At 69.4% G+C, this 22402-nt stretch carries 11 protein-coding genes; 6 read left to right on the top strand and 5 right to left on the bottom strand.

From position 1 onward, the window contains the following. Nucleotides 1-142 precede the first annotated feature (142 nt). Nucleotides 143-964 carry a FadR/GntR family transcriptional regulator gene (locus tag ACFTZB_RS15620; protein ID WP_378432738.1) on the top strand — a complete coding sequence of 274 codons (822 nt, stop codon included), beginning with the start codon at nucleotides 143-145 and terminating at the stop codon, nucleotides 962-964. Between the two features lie 18 nt (nucleotides 965-982). Here ACFTZB_RS15620 and ACFTZB_RS15615 read toward each other — a convergent pair whose 3' ends face one another. Then, complete coding sequence (locus ACFTZB_RS15615; RefSeq protein ID WP_378432736.1) at nucleotides 983-1639, bottom strand: TetR/AcrR family transcriptional regulator; 657 nt, start codon at nucleotides 1637-1639, stop codon at nucleotides 983-985. Between ACFTZB_RS15615 and ACFTZB_RS15610 the strand changes: the two genes are divergently transcribed. Together ACFTZB_RS15610 and ACFTZB_RS15605 are read left to right on the top strand one after the other, a co-directional pair. Next, nucleotides 1617-2207, top strand: coding sequence for a DUF2867 domain-containing protein (locus ACFTZB_RS15610; protein WP_378432734.1), 591 nt, complete (start codon nucleotides 1617-1619; stop codon nucleotides 2205-2207). The two genes, ACFTZB_RS15615 and ACFTZB_RS15610, sit on opposite strands and share 23 nt — an antisense overlap. A 51-nt stretch (nucleotides 2208-2258) precedes the next feature. Then, on the top strand, nucleotides 2259-2681 hold the full coding sequence (locus ACFTZB_RS15605) for a hypothetical protein (protein ID WP_378432733.1): 423 nt from the start codon (nucleotides 2259-2261) through the stop codon (nucleotides 2679-2681). A 1-nt stretch (nucleotide 2682) separates the two neighbouring features. On the opposite strand, the gene ACFTZB_RS15600 is transcribed toward ACFTZB_RS15605, so the two are convergent. Beyond that, the gene (locus tag ACFTZB_RS15600) at nucleotides 2683-3462 is read right to left on the bottom strand and encodes a DUF899 domain-containing protein (RefSeq protein ID WP_378432732.1); all 780 of its coding nucleotides are present in this window, start codon (nucleotides 3460-3462) and stop codon (nucleotides 2683-2685) included. A 94-nt stretch (nucleotides 3463-3556) separates the two neighbouring features. After that, complete coding sequence (helR, locus tag ACFTZB_RS15595) at nucleotides 3557-5695, bottom strand: RNA polymerase recycling motor ATPase HelR (protein ID WP_378432730.1); 2139 nt, start codon at nucleotides 5693-5695, stop codon at nucleotides 3557-3559. 321 nt (nucleotides 5696-6016) lie between these two features. Between helR and ACFTZB_RS15590 the strand changes: the two genes are divergently transcribed. Continuing rightward, nucleotides 6017-6337 carry a pyrophosphatase gene (locus tag ACFTZB_RS15590; protein WP_378432729.1) on the top strand — a complete coding sequence of 107 codons (321 nt, stop codon included), beginning with the start codon at nucleotides 6017-6019 and terminating at the stop codon, nucleotides 6335-6337. 107 nt (nucleotides 6338-6444) lie between these two features. Then, on the top strand, nucleotides 6445-7707 hold the full coding sequence (locus ACFTZB_RS15585; RefSeq protein WP_378432728.1) for a hypothetical protein: 1263 nt from the start codon (nucleotides 6445-6447) through the stop codon (nucleotides 7705-7707). A gap of 75 nt (nucleotides 7708-7782) precedes the next feature. On the opposite strand, the gene ACFTZB_RS15580 is transcribed toward ACFTZB_RS15585, so the two are convergent. Continuing rightward, nucleotides 7783-9102 carry an MFS transporter gene (locus tag ACFTZB_RS15580; protein ID WP_378432726.1) on the bottom strand — a complete coding sequence of 440 codons (1320 nt, stop codon included), beginning with the start codon at nucleotides 9100-9102 and terminating at the stop codon, nucleotides 7783-7785. A gap of 640 nt (nucleotides 9103-9742) precedes the next feature. Then, nucleotides 9743-10489 (bottom strand): glycoside hydrolase family 25 protein, encoded by a 747-nt coding sequence (locus ACFTZB_RS15575; RefSeq protein WP_378432724.1) that lies wholly within the window; start codon nucleotides 10487-10489, stop codon nucleotides 9743-9745. A gap of 241 nt (nucleotides 10490-10730) precedes the next feature. Between ACFTZB_RS15575 and ACFTZB_RS15570 the strand changes: the two genes are divergently transcribed. Further along, on the top strand, nucleotides 10731-22402 hold an 11672-nt coding region (locus ACFTZB_RS15570), incomplete at its 3' end, for an amino acid adenylation domain-containing protein (RefSeq protein ID WP_378432722.1).

The raw sequence follows: 22402 nt of genomic DNA, 5'->3' as shown, positions 1-22402 counted from the left end.
TTGGTGAGACTTCTGGGGGGGTCGCCGGCCCGCGTGCACCCGAGCGGCGAGAAATAATCATGATTAATTGATAGAGTGATGTGAAGGCGGTCACTTGTCAAGGGCGATGCGATACTGACCCCCACGAACGGAGAGGAGACCGATGAGCGGCACCGACGGCGACGAGGAAGTTCTCGCCCCCGAAGTCGCGGACTTCGAGGGGCCGGCCTACTCGCGCGAAATGTGGCCTCACCCAGCGAATCTCCCGTCCAAGGTGTCGCTCGGCGGTTCGCGAGCGGAGCAGGCCGCCGGTCAGATCGCCCGTCTCGCCGCCGGCGCACTGGCCGGCGAACGCATCGGGAGCAAGGACGATCTCCGGAAGATCTGCGGGTTCTCGGTCGGGACCATGAACGAAGCGATCAAACTCGCGCAGGCACGCGGCGTCATCACCTCACGCCCGGGCCCGGGCGGCGGCATCTTCGCCTGCGACCCCTCCCCGCTGTCCCGGATGAACGGGTGGTTCCGCGCCGCCGCCGGCGACCACGCGGCCTTCGCCGAAGCCGTCCAGATCCGAGACGCGATCGCCCCCTTGCTGATCGAGGAGGCGTTGCGGCAGATGACGCTCGCCGACCAGGAAACGTTCTCGGAGCGGCTGTGGGAGGTGCGCCGCGCCCGCAACTCCGCGGCGACGTCCGACTTCGTGTGGGCGTGCTGGGAACTGCACGCCCACCTCGCCGGAATCGGCAAGGGCATCCTCCTCGACACCCTCTACCTGAGCATCATGGATGTCGGAGTGTCCTACCTGCGCGCGGTGCTCGAGGCCACCGCGCCGGACGTGCACCTGGACGGGCTCGCCCAGGTCATGGAAGATCTCGTCGACGCACTCGAACGCCGCGACCGCGACGCCGCCGTCGACGCCCTCCGGCGCACCGACCCGACCATGATTCTGTCGGCACCGGCCCCGCCGGGGACGACCCCGACCTGATCGGCGCCGAGGAGAGCGTCACGGGCGCAGGAGGAATTCCCCGGCGAGCTGGATGGCTTCGCGTGTGGTGTACCCGGGGTGGTCGGCGACGATGAAGTGGCGGCCGATGGCGAGCCCGAACATCAGGGTGCTGCGCGCCTCGATCTCGTCGGGGTCGGCGACGAACGTGCCGAACATAGTGCGCAGGAACTGCATCCGCTCGTTGTCGATGCGCTGCAGGCGTGCCGCGACGGACCGGTCGTGGTGCGCCCAGGCCCGGATCGCGAGGTCGATCCGGTGCAGGTCCTCCGAGTAGGTGAGTTGACCCACGCGCCGGATCCGCTCGGCCGCGTCGCCGCCTTCGGCGTCGGCCTGGGCGATGACGGCCTTGGTGCAGCGGCGCTCCCACTCGTCGAGCATCTCCGTCAGCAGCGCGGGCCTGCCGTCGAAGTAGCCGTAGAACCCGCCCTTCGTGACGCCGAGTTCGGCGGCGAGTGCCTCGACGCGGACGGCGTCCGGTCCGCCGCGCGCGAGGGCGTCGAGGCCGGCCTCGATCCAGCGGGCTCGTGCGGTGCGGGCGACGGCGGGAATCGGTCCACCTCCATTGATCGCAGTCAATGTGTACGGTACCGTATAGATGAAATATACGGTGCCGTATAGATCGGGGACGACAGTGCCACGAATAGCAGAGGCCACCTACACCGCGCAGCCCTGGCGCATCCACGAATTCACCCGCGACTTCGACGTCGAGGACGTGTGGTCGTACCGCACACCCGGAGCCGGTCCGGACGACTTCCCCAGAATGCTCGCCGCGATGCGGGCCGGAGGCGGTCTCGGGAAGCAGCCCCGGGTGGTGCGGTTCCTGTTCGCCGTCCGGTGGAAGCTCGGCGAACTGTTCGGCTGGGACGATCCGTCGGCGGGCGTCGGCGAACGGGTCGCCTCGCTCCGCGACCGCCTGCCCGACGACCTCCGCGCCGCTCCCCGAGGCCCCGACGACGAGGGCATGCCACTCACAGCGGTCTACGAACTGGACCGGGAGGCCGCCCGCGAATTGGCGAACACGACCGTGCACACCGTGATGCATCTCGGCTGGGTGCGCGGCGCGGACGGCGACTACGGCCTGCAGATGACCGTCCTCGTCAAACCCAACGGCCGGTTCGGGCGGCTCTACATGGCCGCCATCGCACCGTTCCGGCATCTCCTCGTCTACCCGGCCCTGACCCGGCAGTGGGAACGCGCGTGGCGTGACTACACCGCGAGATGAACAAATCGCTGTTCCCGATAGGAGACGGCCGCAGCCGGGTACCTTCGTGGCATGGGCGACGAGGCCATCGACCCCGTGACGGCGTATGAAGCGCTCTCCGCCGGCGCGCGCCTCGCCCTGCTGCGAGACCCCGAAGGGATCATGCCGCCGCAGTTCATCGGGCAGGTGATGGCCGTGTGCGGGCACGCGTGCGTCGCGGGCATCACCGGCGGACCCGATCCGATTCCGCAGATGGCGATGCTCCAGGGACCGCTGTCGGAGTATCTCGCCCAATGCCGGTGCGTCCTCGACTCGTGGTGGAACTCGCTGACGCCGCGAGCCCGGGCAGGCATCAGGTGCCGCGAGGCGGTACCCGAATCGCTGGCACTGCAACTGCCCAAGCACATTCCGTGGACTGCGGTGTCCACGCCCGGTTCCCACCTGCTGGTGCGCGACTATCTGGAGCTGCAGGCGGCGGGGTACGAACTGATGTAGATCAGTCGGGGACCTTCTTCCCCGAAATCTCGTCCGCTGCGTATTCGTCGTGACGGCGCAGCCAGCTCATGAACGGGACGTCGCCGCGGCGCGGTTCCGGTTCCCAGTCCTCCTGACGACCGCGGGCGGTGAGGTCGAGCCAGTGATAGGTGCCGACGAGCATGTCGGTGGAGCGCGCGTAGCCGGAGTAGGTGTGGAAGACGCGCTCACCCTGCCGGAGGAAGGCACTGACGCCGTGCTCCTCGCCCGACCAGCCCTTCCACGCGGGGTCCATGTGCTCGAGCTCGGCCGCGTCCTTGTAGTTGTATTCGACCGGCGCGACCGACGCGTCGAGAGTGACATGGAAGTCGTAGTTGAAGTCGCTGCCGAGCGAGGAGTACCAGGGAATGCTCCAGCCCATGCGCTGCCGGTACTGCTCGAGCTTGTGCAGGGGTGCGCGGGACACGGCCGCGAACGAGGTGTCCCGGGCGTAGAGGTGGCGGAGGTCGCCGACGTTGTCGATCGTGAACGTGCAGGACGGGCATCCCTCGTCGGCGTCGGGTTCGAACATGAAGTGGTAGATCAGGAGTTGGCCGCGGCCGTCGAACAGATCGACGAGCCGTGCCCGGCCCCCGGGACCGTCGAACTCGTAGTTCTCGGTGATCTCGACCATCGGGAGCGCACGCCGGGCGGCGTTGACCCGGTCGCGGTGGCGGGTCAGCTCCTTCTCCTGCGCGAGCAGTTCGCGCCGCGCGGCGAGCCATTCCTCGCGGGTGGTGACCTGTGGATCGGACGCTGTCATCGTTCGTCTCCTCTCGAAGGGCACCCCTCATCGTCCCAGCCCACCCTCGGCGGCGGCTACCCGTTTCCGCCGCCGATCGATCCGGACTCCGCCGTCAGGAACTCGTGAGGATGACGAGTCGCTGGGTGGCCCGGGTCATGGCGACGTAGCGGTCGACGGCGCCCTCGATGCCCTCGCCGAACGACTCCGGGTCGACGAGCACGACGAGGTCGAACTCGAGTCCCTTCGCCAGTTCCGGTGACAGCGACCGGATCCGCGATGTTGCCGGGAACGTCGGATCGCCGATGACGCAGGCGATCCCGTCGGAGTTCGCCGCCAGCCAGGTGTCCAGGATCGAGCGCAGATCCGACACCGGACCGTGGACGACGGGAATGCCGCTGCTGCGGATGGAGGTCGGCACGTTGGCGTCCGGGAGCGCCGCCCGGATCACCGGTTCGGCTTCCGCCATCACCTCTTCCGGTGTCCGGTAGTTGATGCTCAGCGCGGCAGGCTCGATCCGGTCCAACCCGATCCGTTCGAGTCGTGCGCGCCACGACTCCGTGAACCCGTGCCGGGCCTGGGCACGGTCGCCGACGATGGTGAAGCTGCGGGACGGGCAGCGCAGCAGCAACATCTGCCACTCCGCGTCCGTGAGTTCCTGGGCCTCGTCCACCACGACGTGCGCGAACGGTCCGGCCAGCAGATCGGGGTCGGTGCTCGGCAGAGCGGTCTCGTCGACCAGGGACTGCTGCAGGTCCTGGCCGCGCAGCATCGACATCACGAGCAATTCGGAGTCGTCGGCCGCGATCAGGTCGTCGACGACCGTGCTCATCCGCGCGCGTTCGGCCGCGACGGTGGCGTTGTACCGGCGCTGCCGGAGCGACGCCTCCGGGTCCCCGAGCCGCTGCCGTGCCGCATCGAGGAGCGGCAGGTCGGACACCGTCCACTTCTGGGCGTCCGCCCGCTGCAGTGCCCGAACCTCGTCGGGGCCGAGCCAGGGCGCGCACTTGCGCAGGTAGGCGGGCACCGACCACAGGTCGCCGACGAGATCGGCGGCCTCGATCATCGTCCACGCGTTGTCGAGCGTTGCGCGCAGTTCGTCGTTCTGCAGCAACGACTTCCGAACCTGGGCCGCGGGAGCATCGCCGTCGTACTTGTCCACCAGGATCGTGAGCAGCAGCTCCCAGATCTGTTCGCGCGCTTCGTTGTGCGGGGTGCCGGGCTCCGGCGCTTCGAACGCCTCGGCCCAGTCTTCGGCGCTCAGCCAGATGTCGAACCAGTCGGTCGCGACCGTCATGCCTTCGGCAGGCGGCTCCTCGTAGAACTTCACGGCCGCGTCGATCGCCTTCACCAGATCCGCCGAGGACTTCAGCCGCGCCACCTCCGGATCCTTCTCGATCCCGGCGGCGGCGCCCTCGGTGACGAGGTCCCGCAACGTGCAGAGTTGCACGCCCTCCTCGCCGAGGCTGGGCAGCACGTCGGCGACGTACGCCAGGTAGGGCTCGTGCGGGCCGACGAACAGCACGCCGTGACGGAGCCGGGGGTCGGAGTACAGCAGGTACGCGGCCCGGTGCAGCGCGACGACGGTCTTGCCCGTACCCGGGCCGCCGTCGACGACGAGGGCGCCGCCGGATCCCGCGCGGATGATGGCGTCCTGATCGGCCGCGATGGTGCCGAGCACGTCACGCATCCGGGCCGACCGGTTGCTGCCCAGGCTGGCGATGAACGCGGACTGGTCGTCGAGCGCGGCGTTCCCGTCGAACCCGTCCGCGGTGAACACCTCGTCCCAGTAGTCGCTGATCCGGCCGCGGGTCCAGCGGTATCTGCGGCGGCTGGCCAGGCCCATCGGGTTGGCGTGGGTGGCGCCGAAGAACGGCTCGGCCGCGGGGGACCGCCAGTCGACCAGCAGCTGATTGCCCGCGCTGTCCATGAGGCCGAGGCGTCCGATGTACACGGGCTCGGAGTTGTCGGTACCGACGATGCGCCCGAGGCATAGATCCAGGCCGAAGCGGCGCAGGGCGCGCAGTTGAGCGCTCAGGTCGTGAACCATCATGTCCCGCTCCATCGCCTCCTGGCCCAGGCGTCGGGGCGCCTTGCGCTCGGAGTCGATGCGGCGGGACAGATCGGCGATGGACTGCTCGAGGCTCTCCTCGATCGCCGCGAAGTGCCGCTCGTCGCCGGCGATCAGCGCCGGGTCGGCCTTGGGCGCGAGGTGGTCCGGAAGGTCGAAAGCGGAGGCAGTCAGGGGTCTCACGTCAACAGCTCCGATCCGAATTGGGTGATGTGGATTCAGATTTTCGGCGCGCACTCACGACTCCCATTTCCGCAGGTTCCGGCTCAGGCCGGTAATTCTGCGACACCACCCGGGCCTTGCCGCAAGCCCCCGGGTGCGCTATACATTGAAAGTGGAAGAGAGTTGTTCTCTTTCCTCTCCTCGCCCGATTCGGATCGGCACACCCCTTTGCGCAGTAAACCCCCGTCGATTCGATGTGAGCAAGGTTCGCCCCAGTAACGGTATCGATCATGGCAAGCGGAAATCTCGACACGAAGTCGAACACTTTGTTCCACTGAGAAGGTGGAATTGAGCCAGCTGTCCGACGACGTCGAGCACGTTTCCCAGGTGTATGCCGCGAGGTTCGGCATCGAGCGTGATGCAACCTGGTTTCTTCTCAAGTTGCAGGAAGAGGTCGGTGAGCTGACCCAGGCCTTTCTGATGAAGACAGGACAGGCACGGGACAAAAGCCGGTCACCGGAAGAACTGGACGAGGCTTTCCGGCGCGAAGTCGCCGACGTGTTCTGCCAGACTCTGCTGCTCGCACGGTTTCACGACATCGACCTGACGAATGCAGTGAACGACAAGTGGCAGGTGTGGGCGGAGCGGGAAATCGAGTCCTGAAACAGTCACGGGTGGTGACGCTTTCGACCCCACATCTAATCCGGTCCGCGCGCGCATTCCCCGGTGTTAATGTGGGAATACTCGTCCTCACCGAAAGGTGCACCTCGATGAGAAGATTCACTCGAAGAGCCGGTGGAACCCTCGCGGCGCTGACGCTCACTGCGGCCGCTTTCGTCGTGTCACCGCCACCGGTGTACGGATTTGCCGAGGATATTTGCTACACCGAGGACGGTGCCCCGCCGCACAATTGCGCGCCACTGCCCCCCGAATGTCTACTCGACGACCCCAACTCGCCGGTCTGCGGCGCCGAGGCCTTCCTCCGCTACGGGTTCACGTTGCGTCGCCCGCTCGGCGGACGGAGCCTCGTGCACTCGGACTCGACGTACATCATCGCCCGCACCGTCGGCTTCTCCGAACAGGATGCGTACTGGATCGCGGCATACGACGAGGCGACCGACCTCGGCACGTTCGTCCCCCGCGACCTCTTCGGCCGGCCCGCTCCCGGCGCCGACGCGCTGACCACCAAGGACATCAGCGGCCTGGTGCGCACTCACTTCGACACCGGCGGGTTCCTGTTCCACTTCTTACCGACGTTGCGCGGGCCGACGGATCCCCTGCCCAACGGGTTGCAACCGAACGTCGACGATCCGCGGCACGAGATCATGCTCACGCACCTGCGGACGTGGGCCATGGCGGGGCCGGGAAGCGACGCGCCGCTGTGCACGGGAGGTTTCACGAACCCGTCGACTGACGGCGATTACGGAACGGGCGCAACGTGTTACGGAGACACGAACCCGGTGCCGATCAACGGCACCTACAGCCTGGAGACTCCGGCCGCCATCCCGTTCACCAACATGACCGGGCAGCAGGTCATCACCGACAACGTCCTGTCGTCACAGTTCGACTCCTGGGTCGGCGACAATTCCTGGAACGCGCGGACCGGCATCTACCTTCACGCTCTCGGTGACCGCATCTCGCACCACGTGTGCACCGACGCCGGCACGATCACACCGCCCGGCCCTGCCGGGCAGGACTTCCGGATCGACCTGAATCAGCCCACCTGCGACCAGGGTCCACACGCAGTCCGCCACGAATACGAGACGGGTGTGGACTTCGCCGGACTGAACCCGGAAGACCGGACGACCGAGGCCGCGTTGTCGATGGTGTACGACGAACTCGTCAACTTCGCGCGAGCACGCGGAACGCTGGACGCGAGCGCCACGGCGCCCGCGACGAAGAGCGCTCTCCTGAACGACGGACTCCTGCCCGCGCTCGAGATCCGCGAACCGGTCGAGCGGCTGACCGCCGTGACCGAAGTCGGCTGCCGCGCCGGAGTCACCCCGTTCCCCGGAAATCCAGCCTGCCGCTGACGTCGATGCGCATCACGGCTCGCGACTCGCTCGCCCGTTGCGGTGGATCCCGACGGGCGAGCGAATCACGAATTTCTATGGTGAGAGCGTTCGGGCCTGGACGTCACCGAGGCTCGTACTGGTGACGACTGCGGCGTGTGGAACGGGCATCTTGATCGCCGTGACGAGGACTGCGCCGATCAGGAGTGGGATGGCGAACAGGATGAACAGCGACGACGGCGTCCAGGAGCGGTCGATCAGGACGCCGGCGAGGATCGGCGAGATGATGGCACCCAGCCGGCCGACCGCAGACGCCCAGCCGACGGCAGTGGCGCGGACGGACGTCGGATAGCAGTCCGGGGCGAGGGCGTAGAGACCGGTGGCGCTGGCGTTGACGAAGACACCGACTGCGACCGCTGCGAGGAGTGCGGTGGCGAAGCTGCCCAGCGCCGTGCTCATCGCGAGGAAGGAGATACTCGCGCCGACGAGTGCCGCGACGGTCAGGATTCGGCTGGTCACCACGATCGCGAGGACGCCGAACGTCAGAGTGGCTGCCGCCCCGCCGAGGTTGAGGAGCATTCCGCCGCTGATGCCCTGCTGGGCGGACAACCCGCTCTGCTGCAGCAGCTTCGGAGTCCAGCTCGCGGCGAAGTAGAACGCCGCCATCATGATGAAGAAGGCGGATCCGAGAAGCAGCGACCGGATGCCGTTGCGCCCACTGAAGATCGCTGCCTTCATGCCCTGGCCGGCCTGCGGCTCCGGCTCCGGCAGCGCCTCGATCGGGGCCAGTCCCATCTTCGGCAGGGTGCTGTTGATCGTTTCAAGCGCCCCCGGGGGACGGCGCACCAGCAGGTAGTCGATCGATTCGGGCATCCGTGCGTAGACGAGTACGAGCAGCAGGAAGGTCAGAACGGCGCCGGCGACGAAGCTGGCGCGCCAACTGAACGTCGAGGTGAGCAGCGCGGCGACCAGACCGCCGATCATTCCGCCCAGCGGTAACCCGGTGGTGTACAGGGCGATCATGGTTCCCCGGCGTCGACGGGGAGAGAACTCGGCGGTCAGGACCGGCAGGCTCGCGACCAGCCCTCCGATGCCGAGCCCGGTCAGCAGTCGACACACCCCGAGCTGTGCGAAGCTCGTCGTGATCGACGCCAACGCCATCGTCACGGATACCAGGAGCAAGCACGCCAGTGTCAGCGGCCGCCGCCCGGTGCGGTCGGCCAGGGGTGCGATGAATGCCGACCCCAACGCCATGCCGACCAGGGCACTGCTGAGCAGCAACCCGGTCTCCGAGCCGCTGAGCGCGAACTCCTGCGCGACACCGGAGGCGGCGAATGCCATCAACAACAGGTCGTAGCCTTCCGACAGGACGATCGCGAGGCAGATCCCCCCGACCATGACCTGATATTTGCTCATCGGAGCTTGATCGATGGATTCTCGAATGGACATGGATGAGACCCTTCTGGTCGCTGAAACGAATTGTGGGAGAGGGCTTGTGGGAACTCACCGTCACGTTGTGCGCAGGTGAGCAGAATCAGCGAGGCATGGTCGGTGAGTACAGGCGCGGATGGCCGTCGGGGCCGTCGAGTCCACCCCGGGAACCGGTCCGTCTCCGCCATATCCATCGGTGCCCTGGATAACATTTGATCGTCGTTGTTACCCGACTCACTAATCAGTGGGACTCACGCTAGGGACTGCAGCGCAGGGTGAATAGCCGCATTGCGATATCGGCCGTCCATTACGCGAACTCCCCGGCCGGCACACATACGAGACTTGCTCACGCCGCCTCGTATGTGCGCTCACCGAGGGCCCGACGTGTTATTCGCACACACTCGGCGTGGTATCCGATCAAGTTGGGAAACCACACCGGGAACGTGCCCACCGACGACGCCAAGTTGTCGGCGGCTCCCATCAGAACGACGGCCTCCCGCAGATTCTGCCCCCGCTCGAGGGGGCCGATCCAGCTGCACACTGCACGCCGAATGATCTCTCCAGGCTATCGTCGGCCGACCGCACGGTGCAGCGGTTTTCACCGCACCCGCATCTCCGCCGGCCGTCAGCTACCGAAGGGGGACGCGCTGTTGGAGTACCGCGCGAAGTCGCCCTGCGCCCCGCTGTAGACGTTGAGGTCGACGTCGCCGTTGACGCCGGGGATGCGACCGGTGCTGGTGTACTGCCAGAACGTCCAGTTGCTCCAGCCGCCGGGGAGGGGGCCGGGCGTGTTCTGGCCGTTGTAGTCGGCGATCCACAGGGGGTATCCGGCGAACTCGTTGGTGTTCGCCATCGCCGTCCGCCAGAAGTTCGGGTAGGTGTAGATGATCGGCTGGCGTCCGGTGAGCGATTGGACCGTGTCGAGGTAGCGGTGCGTCCAGTCGATCAGCGCGGCGGGCGGCAGTCCGGCGGAGTGCTCGATGTCGAGGACCGGGGGCATGTCGCCCGGACCGTTGATGCCGAGGACCACGGTCGAGTAGAAGGCGGCCTGCGCTTCGGGCGACTGGGTGGGGTCCGCGTAGTGGTAGGCGCCGCGGGCGACTCCGGCGACGCGCATGGCGAGGCAGTCCTGGACGAAGTACGGGTTGACGTAGTTGAGGCTCTCGGTGGCCTTGACCATCGCGAAGTCGTGGCCTGCGTTGCGGACGGAGAACCAGTCGATCGGTGAACCGCCCGGATGTTGCCACGACGCCACGTCGGGACCTCGGACGGGTTCGGCTGCGGCATGCCCCGGCAGCGCGGCCGCGAGTGCACCGGCGAGCAGTAGCGGTGCGATCTTGGAGAACCTTCGGACCTTCACCCCGATAGCCATGCGCCCGAGGGTAGTGGTTGCGGCGCCACAGTTCCGGTCAACGACGAGGGTTGCCGGCCGGCGTTAACCGGAAACCATCCCCTCGGTCTGTTTTGTCCAAAAATTTGACCATCTCGGTAGGTTATGCGACTCTTCCCTAGTCAGATCCATAGGTTACCCAAACCTAACTAGAGCTTTTCCGTAGTCGGTCCCCGGAGCACGAGTCGTCAGCCGCTGCTCCCAGCAGATAAGAGAACGACCCTTGGAACCGGCAGAATTCGCGGCTGGTAGCACCGCCCGCACCGAGACCAGTGCCAGCGACGACGCTGCGCGCCCCTTCGCACTGACCGCCGCTCAGCGCGGGATCTGGTTCGCCCAGCACCTCATGGGCGACGTGCCGATCACGATCGCGCAGTACGTCGACATCGAGGGCGAACTGGACGTCGACGCCCTGCGACGTGCAGGTCAGGCCGCTGCCCGCGAAATCGGCAGCGGCATGCTCCGCATCGTCGAGGTCGACGGCGAGCCACTCCAGAAGGTCGACTTCACCCTCGACGACGGGGTGGAGCATCACGACTTCCGGGCCGAGCCGGACCCCCACGCCGCCGCCCTGCACTGGATGCGCGCCGACTACACCGCGCCGCTCGACCTGCTCTCGGACCGGCTGATCCGCGGCGCCACGCTGCAGATCGGCGAGCACCACCACCTCTGGTACTGCCGCATCCACCACATCGCGCTCGACGGGTACGGCGCGATGAAATTCATGAACCGCGCCGCCGAGCTGTACACCGCCGAGGTCCGGGGCACGGAACCCGCGGCGTCGGTGGCGGGCGACCTCCGGGAGGTTTCGGCCGCCGAGGACGTGTACCGCGGATCGTCCCGGTTCCTCTCCGACCGCGACTACTGGGCCACCCGGTCCCGGGACCTTCCCGCCCCGACGAGCCTCGCGGGCCGCAGTGCGCCGGCGCAGGCCCGGTCGCGGTGGCACGGCGGGCCGGTGCCCACCGGCATCGCCCGGGCGGTGGACGGAGCCGTCGACCGTCTCGACTCCGCCTTCGCCGCCGTCGCCGTGGCGGCCACCGCCGCGTTCGTCGCCCGGATGACCGGTTCCGACGACGTCGTCCTCAGCCTGCCCGTGTCGGCCCGCACCAACGCGGTGCTGCGCCGGTCGGGCGGCATGGTGTCCAACGTGGTGCCGCTGCGGGTGTCGATCACCCCGGACACGACGGTCGCCGCACTGGTATCCGCCGTCCAGCTCGAACTCACCGGCGCGCTCCGGCACCAGCGGTACCGCAGCGAGGACATCCGGCGCGACGCCGGCGCCGCCCGGGATCAGCGGGGCTTCTTCGGTCCCGCGATCAACATCATGAACTTTCACTCCGAGATCACCCTCGGCGAGCTCACCGGGCAGTTCCACGTGCTGTCGACGGGACCCGTCGAGGACCTCTCCGTCAACCTCTACCCGAGTGTGGCGGGGAATTCGTCGCGTATCGATTTCGAGGCGAACCCCGCCCTGTACGGCGACGGGGAGCTGGCCGGGCACCACGCGCGCTTCCTCGACCTGCTGGCCCGGTTCGCCGACGCCGACGCGGACACCAAGGTCGCCGCACTGGACGTGCTGACGGCGGACGAGCATGCCCAGCTCGTGCCCGCCGCGGGCCCGCACGCACCCGCCCCGGCGCTGCTGACCGACCTGTTCGAGGCGGGGGTCCGCGCGAACCCGGACGGCACGGCACTGATCCTCGGCGACACCACGATCGGCTACCGCGAACTCGACGAGCGCAGCACCGCGCTCGCACGTCTGCTGCTGGACCGCGGGGTGGGCCCGGGCGACTTCGTGGCCGTGTCGTTCACCCGGTCCGTCGACTCCGTGGTGGCCGTGTGGGCCGCGGCGAAGTCGGGCGCCGCCTTCGTCCCCGTCGACCCGGCCTACCCGGCCGAGCGCATTGCGCACATGCTGTCCGATTCCGGGGTGACCCTGGGGCTGACGGCCACCGCGCACCGCGACGTGCTCGCGGGAACCGCCGTCGACTGGCTCGCCCTCGACGATCCCGCCCTGGCATCGGCGTGCGCGGACATGGCGGTGACGCCGGTGACGGACGCCGACCGTCCCGCAAAGCTGACGCCGCAGCATCCGGCGTACATGATCTACACGTCCGGCTCCACGGGCACACCGAAGGGCGTGGTGGTCACGCACACCGGGCTGGCCGCGTTCGCTGCGTCCGAACGACCCGAACTCGGTGTGACGTCCCGGTCGCGGGTGCTGCGTTTCTCCTCGTCGAGCTTCGACGCGTCCGTGTTCGAGATAGTGCAGGCGTTCAGTGCGGGCGCGGCGATGGTGATCGCACCTGCCGACGTCTACGGCGGCGACGACCTCGCGGCACTGCTCCGAGCGCAGCGGGTCACCCACATCATCAGCGCGCCCGCGGTGCTGGGCACCGTGGATGCCACCGGTCTCGACGCGCTCGAGGCCGTGGTGGTCGGCGGCGACGTGTGCCCGCCGGATCTCGTCGAGCGCTTCGGCAGCCGCTGCCGGCTGTACAACAGCTACGGCCCGACCGAGTCGACGATCGTCGTCACCATGACGGGTCCGCAGACCGACCCCGCCGCGATCACCATCGGCCGTGCGATGCAGGGTGCACGCGCACTCGTCCTGGACCGCCGGCTGCGGCCGGTGCCGCGCGGCGTGACGGGCGAGCTGTATCTCGGCGGTCCCGGACTCGCCGAGGGATACCACGCCCGGTCCGGACTGACGGCGTCCCGTTTCGTCGCCGACCCCTTCCCGGGGGCGCCCGGCGACCGCCTGTACCGCACCGGCGACCTCGTGCGGTGGAGCCGCGGCGACAGTCCCGTCCTCGAGTACGTGGGGCGCAGCGACTTCCAGGTGCAATTGAACGGACTGCGCATCGAACTCGGCGAGGTCGACGCGGTGCTGTCGGCGCACGAGTCGGTGGATTTCGCCGTGTCCGCCGTGCACGAACGCGACGGTGGCACACCGGTGCTGGTGTCGTATGTGCGGATCCGGCCGGATCACCGGTTCGATCCCGCCGCGCTGGCCGCGTTCGCCGGCGAATTCCTCCCGGCGCACATGGTGCCGTCGCTGACGGTGCCGCTCGACACGATTCCACTGACACCCGCGGGCAAGGTGGATCGCAGCGCCCTGCCCGCACCCGAATTCGGCACCACCGCAGTACCATTCCGCGCACCGTCGACGCCGATCGAGCAGATCGTCGCCGATGCGGTGGCTGAGGTGCTGCACGTCGACGAGGTCGGCGTGGACGACTCCTTCTTCGCTCTCGGCGGCGACAGCATCGTCGCGATCCAGTTGGTGTCCCGGGCCAAGGCCGCCGGTGTGGTGTTCACCCCGCGGGACGTGTTCGAACGCAGGACCGTTGCCGGGCTCGCCGAGGTCGCGGTCGACGTCGCCGCGGCGCAGATGTCGCGACTGACCGAGCTGCCCGGCGGGGGAGTGGGCGCCCTGCCCCTCACGCCGATCGGCCGCGACGTCCTTGGTCGCAGCCGCGGCAACCGTGCCAACCTCGATGCCTTCTATCAGGCCGTGACGCTGACGGCGCCCGCCGAGGTGGACCTGCCGCGGCTGCATCGGACCGTCGCCGCGATTCTCGATCATCACGACGCGTTGCGCTCCCACCTCCCGGCGGACGGCCGGGAACTGGTGGTCGAGCCCGCGGGATCCGTGAACGCCGAGCGGGTCGTCACATACGTACGTATGGAATACGGGCCCGGTACCGAGCAATTCGATGCCGCGCTCGACACCGAGTGCCGGGCCGCGGCGGGCCGTCTCGACACGGCAGCCGGTGTGATGCTGCAGTTGGTGTGGATCGACCCCGCCGATACGCGCGGAGTGCTCCTGGTGGTGGCCCATCACCTGGTCGTCGACGGAGTGTCCTGGCGGATCCTCGTGCCCGACTTCGCCACCGCCTGGGCGCAGGTGGCCGCCGACCGCACCCCCGAACTGCCGCCCGTCGCGACGTCGGCTCGCCGTTGGGCCCATGCCCTCGTCGAGACGGCCGACACCGAGTGCGTGCTCGACGAACTCGATGCCTGGCGGTCCCTCCTCGACGGCCCCGTTCCAGCACTCGGTTCCCGCCCGCTCGATCCCGCCGTCGACACCGGCGCCACCACCGGCCGGGTCTCCACCGAGGTCGGACCCGACACCACCGCCACCCTTCTCACGACCCTGCCGACCGCGTTCCGTGGGACCGTGACCGACGGCCTGGTGACGGCACTCGGTCTCGCGTTCGCCGCGTGGGGCGGCGACCGCACGCTGCTGGTGTCCCTGGAGGGTCACGGCCGCGACGAGGCCCTCGTGCCCGGCGCCGACCTGTCGCGCACCGTCGGCTGGTTCACCACCGCCTACCCGGCCCGGATCGCACTGGACGCGGTCGACGTCACGGACGCACTGGCCGGCGGACCTGCCACCGAGCGGGCCGTGAAGACGGTCAAGGAGCAGCTGCGTCGTATTCCGGGGAACGGCACCGGCTTCGGGTTGCTGCGTCACCTCCGCGACGACAGTGCCGAGATCCTGAACGCCCTGCCCTCGCCGCCTGTCAGCTTCAACTACCTCGGACGCGTCGGCGCCGGCGACCTCCCGGATGCGGTGCGCGAGAACGGCTGGATCCCCGTAACCACCGGGATCGACGTCAACGCGTTCAGCGGCGCCGGACTGTCGACCGCGTTCGTCCTCGACATCAACGCGTCGGTCGGCGACGACGGCCGGCTGTCGGCCACGTTCGACTTCCCCACCGGGGTGCTGACCGCGCACGAGGTCGAGCGGTTGGCGGACCTGTGGCGGACGGCGCTCGAGGCGCTGGCCTCGCACGTGCGGGGCGCGGGGCCCGCCGGACTGACCCCGTCCGACGTACCACTGGTCTCCGTCGACCAGGATCGGATCGAGCTGTGGGAGAAGAGCTACGGACCGCTCGACGACATCTGGTCGCTGTCGCCGCTGCAGTCGGGTCTGCTGTTCCACGCCGGGCTGTCGGCCGGAGCGGTCGACGTGTACACGGCGCAGATCGTGCTGGATCTCGGCGGCGACGTCGACGCGAGCCGGTTGCACCGCGCGGCGCAGCGCCTGCTGGATCGGCACGCGGCGCTGCGGACCGCGTTCGTCTACGACACCGACGGCGTCCCCGCCCAGTTGGTCCTCGATTCGGTGACCGTGCCGTGGCGTGAGATCCACGTGCAGGGGTCCGGCGGGCTGGATGCACTCGTCGCCGCGGAACGCGCAGAACGGTTCGACATGGCGGCACCGCCGCTCGTCCGGTTCGTGCTGGCGCACTCGGGTGACCGGACGACGCTGGTGATCACCAACCACCACATTCTGTTCGACGGCTGGTCGATGCCGCTGTTCGTCAAGGACTTCCTGCTGCTGTACGCGTCGGACGCGCCGATCGCGGCACCCGCGCGCCCCTACCGCCGGTACCTGTCGTGGCTCGCCGGACAGGACCGCGCCGGCGCGCTCGACGACTGGGCCGCCGCGCTCGAGGGAGCCACCGAACCGACCGTCCTCGCCCCGCAGCACACCGGCCACGGGACGGCTCCCCGGGACGTCGACGTCCCGGTCACGGCGGAGGTGGCCGGGCAGCTCGCCCGGATCGCCCGCGAGCACGGCGTCACCGTCAACACGGTGATTCAGGCCGCGTGGGGAATCCTGCTGGGCGGTTTGCTGTCCCGTGACGACGTGGTGTTCGGCGCCACCGTCTCCGGGCGCCCGGCCGACCTCCCCGGCGTCGAGGAGACGCTGGGCTTGTTCATCAACACCGTTCCCGTCCGTCTGCGCCTCGATCCGGACGAGCCGGTGTCGTCGCTCCTGCGCCGGCTGCAGGACGAGCAGGTGCGGCTGCTCGACCGGCACCACGTCGGTCTCACCGAGATCCAGTCGGTCGCAGGCCCCGGCAGCGTGTTCGACACCCTCACCGTGTTCGAGTCGTACCCCGTCGACCGCGCGGCACTGGACCCCGACACCGACATCGACGGACTGCGGATCCGCGGTATCGACGTCACCGACGCCACCCACTACCCCCTGGCACTCGTCACGGTGCTGGAGCCGGATCTGCATCTCACGCTGGAGTACTCGGCGGACGCGTTCGGCGCGGACGACGCCCGGCGGGTCTCGGAGCGGTTCGCGGGGGTGCTCACGGCGATGACCCGAACGCACACCCCGGTCGGTGCCGTCGATCTGCTGGGGGGCGCCGAACGCGCTCGCACCCTGCACGAGTGGAACGCGACCGACCACGCGATCGAGGACGTCACCCTCGTCGACCTGCTGGACGCCGCCGCGCTCCGAACACCCGATACGGCAGCGGTCACGTTCGGGCGGGAGACGCTGTCGTACACCGAGTTCGATTCCCGGGCGAACGCCCTGGCTCGCCATCTGATCTCGCAGGGGGTGGGCCCCGAATCCATCGTGGCCGTCACGCTGCGCCGGTCGCTCGATCAGCTCTTCGCCCTCCACGCCGTCGTCCGCGCGGGCGGGGCCTACCTGCCCGTGGACCCCGACCATCCGCAGGCGCGCATCGCCCACGTGCTCGGCAGCGCCCGCCCTGCGCTGGTGCTCGCGACCGCGGCCGACACCGGAGTCGTTCCCGACGGCCTGCGCACGGTGCGCGTCGACCGGCTCGACCTGTCCGCCGTCGTGACGACGCCGCTGTCCGACGCGGAGCGTCTGGCGCCGCTGCGCCCCGGCCACCCCGCCTACGTGATCTACACATCGGGCTCTACGGGACGCCCGAAGGGTGTGGCGGTCTCGCACGCCGCGATCGCCAACCGGCTGCTGTGGATGCAGGACAGCTACCCCGTCGACGCACGGGACGTCGTTCTCCACAAGACTCCGGCCACGTTCGACGTGTCCGTGTGGGAACTGTTCTGGCCGTTGATGACCGGCGCCCGCATGGTGATCGCCGAGCACGACGGGCACCGGGACCCGCACTACCTGTCCCGGCTGATCCGCGACGAAGGTGTCACGACACTGCACTTCGTCCCGTCGATGCTCGACGTGTTCCTCGAGCACGCCGACACGTCGCTGTGCACCACCGTGCGTCAGGTCTTCGCCAGCGGTGAGGCGCTGCCGCGCACCACCGTCACGCGCTTCCACCGGCAGTTCGGTGCCGCGCTGCACAACCTGTACGGGCCGACCGAGGCCGCGGTGGACGTGACGTTCCACCGCACCGATCCGTCGGCGACCGGTCCGGTGCCGATCGGCGCACCCGTGTGGAACACCCGCGTGTACGTCCTCGACTCCCGGCTCCGCCCGGTGCCCGTCGGTGTCGCGGGCGAGCTGTATCTGGCCGGCACCCAACTGGCCCGCGGGTACGTGGGCCGCCCCGACCTGACATCCGACCGGTTCGTCGCCGATCCGTTCTCCGCGGACGGCACCCGCCTGTACCGCACCGGCGACCTGGTGCGCTGGACCGACGGCGGGGAGCTGGAGTATCTGGGCCGCACCGACTTCCAGGTGAAGCTGCGCGGGCAGCGCCTCGAACTCGGCGAGATCGAGGCCGTGCTCCTGAACCATCCCGACGTGACGCAGGCGGCCGTCCTGGTGCGCGGGGACGGACCGGCCGAGCGTCTCGTCGGCTACGTCGCCCTGCGCTCCGGAAGCACCGCGGACCCCGACCGGCTGTCCGCGCATGCGGCCGCCGAGTTGCCGTCGTACATGGTGCCGTCGGCATTCGTCCTCCTCGACGCACTGCCGCTGGGCCCCAACGGCAAACTCGACCGCCGGGCACTGCCCGAACCCGCGCTCGGGGCCGCCACATTCGAACCGCCGGCGACGGCCGCGGAGATCGCCGTCGCGCGGATCTTCGCCGACGTCCTCGGCGTCCCGGAGGTCGGCGCCACCGACAACTACTTCGACCTCGGCGGCAACTCCCTGACCGCCACCCGGGCGGTCGCCCGGATCAACACCGCACTGGGTTCCGCACTCGGTGTCCGGGAGTTGTTCGACGCTCCCACCGTCCGCGCTCTCGCAGCGGCGTCGACCTCGGATCCCTGGCACACCCGCCCCGCCCTCGTCGCCGGCCGGCGCCCGTCGCGGCTGCCGCTGTCTCCGGCGCAGTACCGGATGTGGTTCCTCAACCGGTTCGACACCGCCTCCGGCGCCTACAACATCGCCGCCGCGCTGCGGCTGACCGGAGAACTGGACGTCGACGCGCTCGGCGCGGCCGTCCGCGACGTCATCGCGCGTCACGAGGTACTGCGGACCGTGTACCCCGATTCCGCCGACGGACCGCACCAGGTGGTGCTCGACGCAGCGACCGCCGACCTGGCACCGGTCCCCACCACGGAGCAGCAACTTCCGGCCTCCGTCGAAGACCTCGTGACCCGGGGCTTCGACGTGACGGCAGCCGTCCCGCTGCGCGTGGCCCTGCTCCGCGTCGCGGCGGACGAGCACGTGCTGGTTCTGGTGACCCACCACATCAGCGCCGACGGCTGGTCGATGGGTCCCCTGGCCCGGGACGTCATGTCCGCGTATGTCGCCCGCGCGGCGGGGACGGCACCCGAGCAGCCACCGCTGCCCGTGCAGTACGCCGACTATGCCCTGTGGAAACTCGACGTCCTCGGCGACGAGGGCGACGCCGGTTCGCTCGCCGCCCGGCAGATCGACTACTGGACGAACACCCTCGCCGGGTTGCCGGAACGGATCGAACTCCCCACCGACCGTCCGCGACCGCACGTCGCGTCGCATCGCGGCGACACCGTCGACTTCGCCCTCGGCCCCGAGACGTACGGCGCGGTGACGGCACTCGCCCGGTCCGTGCGCGCGACCCCGTTCATGGTGCTGCACACCGCCCTGTCCGTGTTGCTGTCCCGGCTGTCCGGTAGCACCGACGTCGCCGTCGGCACGCCGGTCAGCGGCCGCGGGGAGGCCGCACTCGACGACGTGGTCGGCATGTTCGTCAACACGCTGGTCCTGCGCACACAGGTCGACCCGGCGCTGACGTTCGGCGCGCTCGTCGAGCAGACCCGCGACACCGACCTCGCCGCCTACGCGCACGCCGACATCCCGTTCGAGCGGCTGGTGGAGATCGCGAGCCCGGCCCGCTCGACCGCCCATCACCCGCTGTTCCAGGTGGTGCTGTCGATCGACGACGTCGCGCCGCCGAGCATCGACCTCCCCGGACTGACCGTCGCGGCGCTTCCGCTCGACGAGGCCGTCGCCAAGTTCGACCTGCAACTGTCGGTGACGGAGAACGCGGACGGGTCCGGCGCCCGGGGAAGGTGGACGTTCGCCACCGACCTGTTCGACCGCACGACCGTCGTGGCGTTCGGGCGGAGGCTTGTTCGGATCCTCGCCGCCGCGGTGTCGGACCCAACCCTCGCGATCGGTGACATCGACCTTCTCGACGACACCGAACGCGCCGCGCTCGTCACCCGCACCGATATCCGGAACCCTGGAAGTCGCACGCTGCCGGAGATTCTCGCCGGGGGTGCCGCGGTGGGCGGCACGGCGCTGGTGTCCGAGGACGGGGAACTGTCCTACGCGGAACTCGATGCCCGCTCGAATCGCCTCGCCCGGGTTCTTCTCGCGCGGGGCGCGGGCCCCGAAACGATGGTCGCGGTGGCGCTCACCCGCTCCGCGCTGTCCGTGACCGCGGTGTGGGCGGTGGCCAAGACCGGTGCCGCGTTCGTGCCCGTCGACCCGGACTACCCCGCGGATCGGATCGAGCACATGCTCACCGACTCCCGCGCGGCGCTGGGCCTGACCGACTCCCACACGGCGGCGACCCTGCCCGGAACCACCGACTGGCTCCTCGTGGACGACCACGAACTGGGTGCGGACGCGTCGGCCGGTCCGATCACGGACGCCGACCGGACGCTGCCGTTGCGCGCCGAACATCCCGCCTACCTCATCTATACGTCGGGTTCGACGGGAATCCCCAAGGGCGTCAGCGTCACCCACACCGGGCTCGACAGTTTCGCCACCGAGCAGGTGGAGCGGTACGCACTCGACCCCCTCAGCCGGACATTGCATTTCGCGTCACCGAGTTTCGATGCGTCGATTCTCGAACTGCTGATGGCGTTCGCCGCGGGCGCGACGCTCGTGATCGTGCCGACCGGCGTGTACGGCGGGGAGGACCTCGCATCCCGGGTCCGTGAGCGGCGGGTGACCCACGCCTTCGTCACGCCCGCCGCGCTCGCCACGCTCGACCCGAACTCGCTGCCGAAACTCGGAACCGTCGTGGTGGGCGGCGACGCCTGCGATGCGTCTCTGGTGGAGAAGTGGGCACCCGGCCGCCGGATGTTCAACGCGTACGGGCCTACCGAGTCGACGATCATGGCCACCGTGTCGGGTCCGATGACGGCGGGCGACCCGGTGCGGATCGGCGCCCCGATCCGGGGAACCACTGCGCTGGTGCTGGATTCGCGGTTGCAGCCCGTTCCCGACGGCGTCGTGGGTGAACTCTGCCTGGCGGGGCCCGCGCTGGCCCGCGGCTACCACGACCGTCCCGCGCTCACCGCCGAGCGTTTCGTGGCGAACCCGTACGCCCCCGGGCGCCTGTATCGCACGGGCGATCTGGTGCGGTACACCCCGAACGGTGAACTGGAGTACCTCGGCCGCGCCGACTTCCAGGTGAAGATCCGCGGCTTCCGCATCGAACTCGGCGAGATCGACGCCGCGGTCGCGGCGCACCCGAGCGTCGAATTCGCGGTCACCACCGCGGTCACCGTCCGGAACGACGCGACGGCGCTGGTGACGTACGTGCTGCCCGCCGGCGGATCTGCTGTCGACCCGGCCGCGGTGACCGCTCATGCCGCCGGCCTCCTGCCCGGCTACATGGTGCCGTCCACCGTGATGGTGCTCGACCGGGTTCCGCTGACCCCGGCAGGCAAGGTGGATCGCACGGCCCTGCCCGAACCCGTCTTCGCTGTTCGCGAGTACGTGGCCCCGCGCAGCGACACCGAACGGCTGGTCGCGGCCGCCTACACCGACGTGCTCGGCGCCGAGATGGTGGGAGCCGAAGACGATTTCTTCGACCTCGGCGGCAACTCGCTGAGCGCCACCCGGGTGATCGGCCGGGTCAACGAGTCGGCGGGCACGTCGCTGGCGGTGCGGGTGGTCTTCGAGGCGCCCGGCGTCGCGGCCCTCGCCGCAGTGGTCGATGCGGCCGAACGCGGAGACCGTCCGGTGCTGGCCGGCATCGAACGGCCGGATCGTATTCCGCTGTCCGCGGCGCAGTCCCGGATGTGGATCCTCAACCGCTACGACCCCGAGTCCGTGGCCTACAACATCCCGCTCGTGCTGCGCCTGTCCGGCGACCTCGAGACCGCCGCCCTCGGCGCGGCGCTGCGGGACGTCCTGGAGCGTCACGAGGCGCTGAGGACCGTGTATCCCGAGTCGGCCGACGGCCCGTACCAGCGGATCGTTCCCCTGGGCGACCTCGCGGTGGATCTCGAACCGCGCCCGGTGGACGACGGAGACCAGCTGTTCGCACTGCTGACCGCGGAGCTGTCGACCGGATTCGACGTGACGGCGGCGGTACCGCTGCGCAGCAGCATCTTCCGACTGTCACCGGATCAGCATGTCCTCGTCGTGGTGGTGCACCACATCAGCGCGGACGGTGCGTCGATGGGGCCGCTCGCCCGCGACCTGATGCTGGCGTACACCGCACGCGTCGGCCACCAGACCCCGGAGTGGGCACCGCTCGCCGTCCAGTACGCCGACTACAGCGTCTGGCAGCGGCAACTTCTCGGCGCCGAGACGGACGACCGAAGTCTGGCAGCGCGTCAGGCCGCGTACTGGCGTCGGCAGTTGCGCGGCGCCCCGGAGTTGCTCGAACTTCCCACCGACCGGCGACGTCCGGCCGTGGCGTCGCTGCGCGGGGAGGTCGCGACGTTCCGCCTCGACGGCGCACTCGTCGAGCAGGCCACCGCATTCGGACGCAGCCACGGCGCCACCCTGTTCATGGT

Source organism: Rhodococcus sp. NPDC057014 (assembly GCF_042673295.1).
Classification (GTDB): Bacteria; Actinomycetota; Actinomycetes; order Mycobacteriales; family Mycobacteriaceae; genus Rhodococcus_F.
Note: the sequence above shows the minus strand (reverse complement) of the source record. Positions and strands in the feature narration are given on the sequence as shown.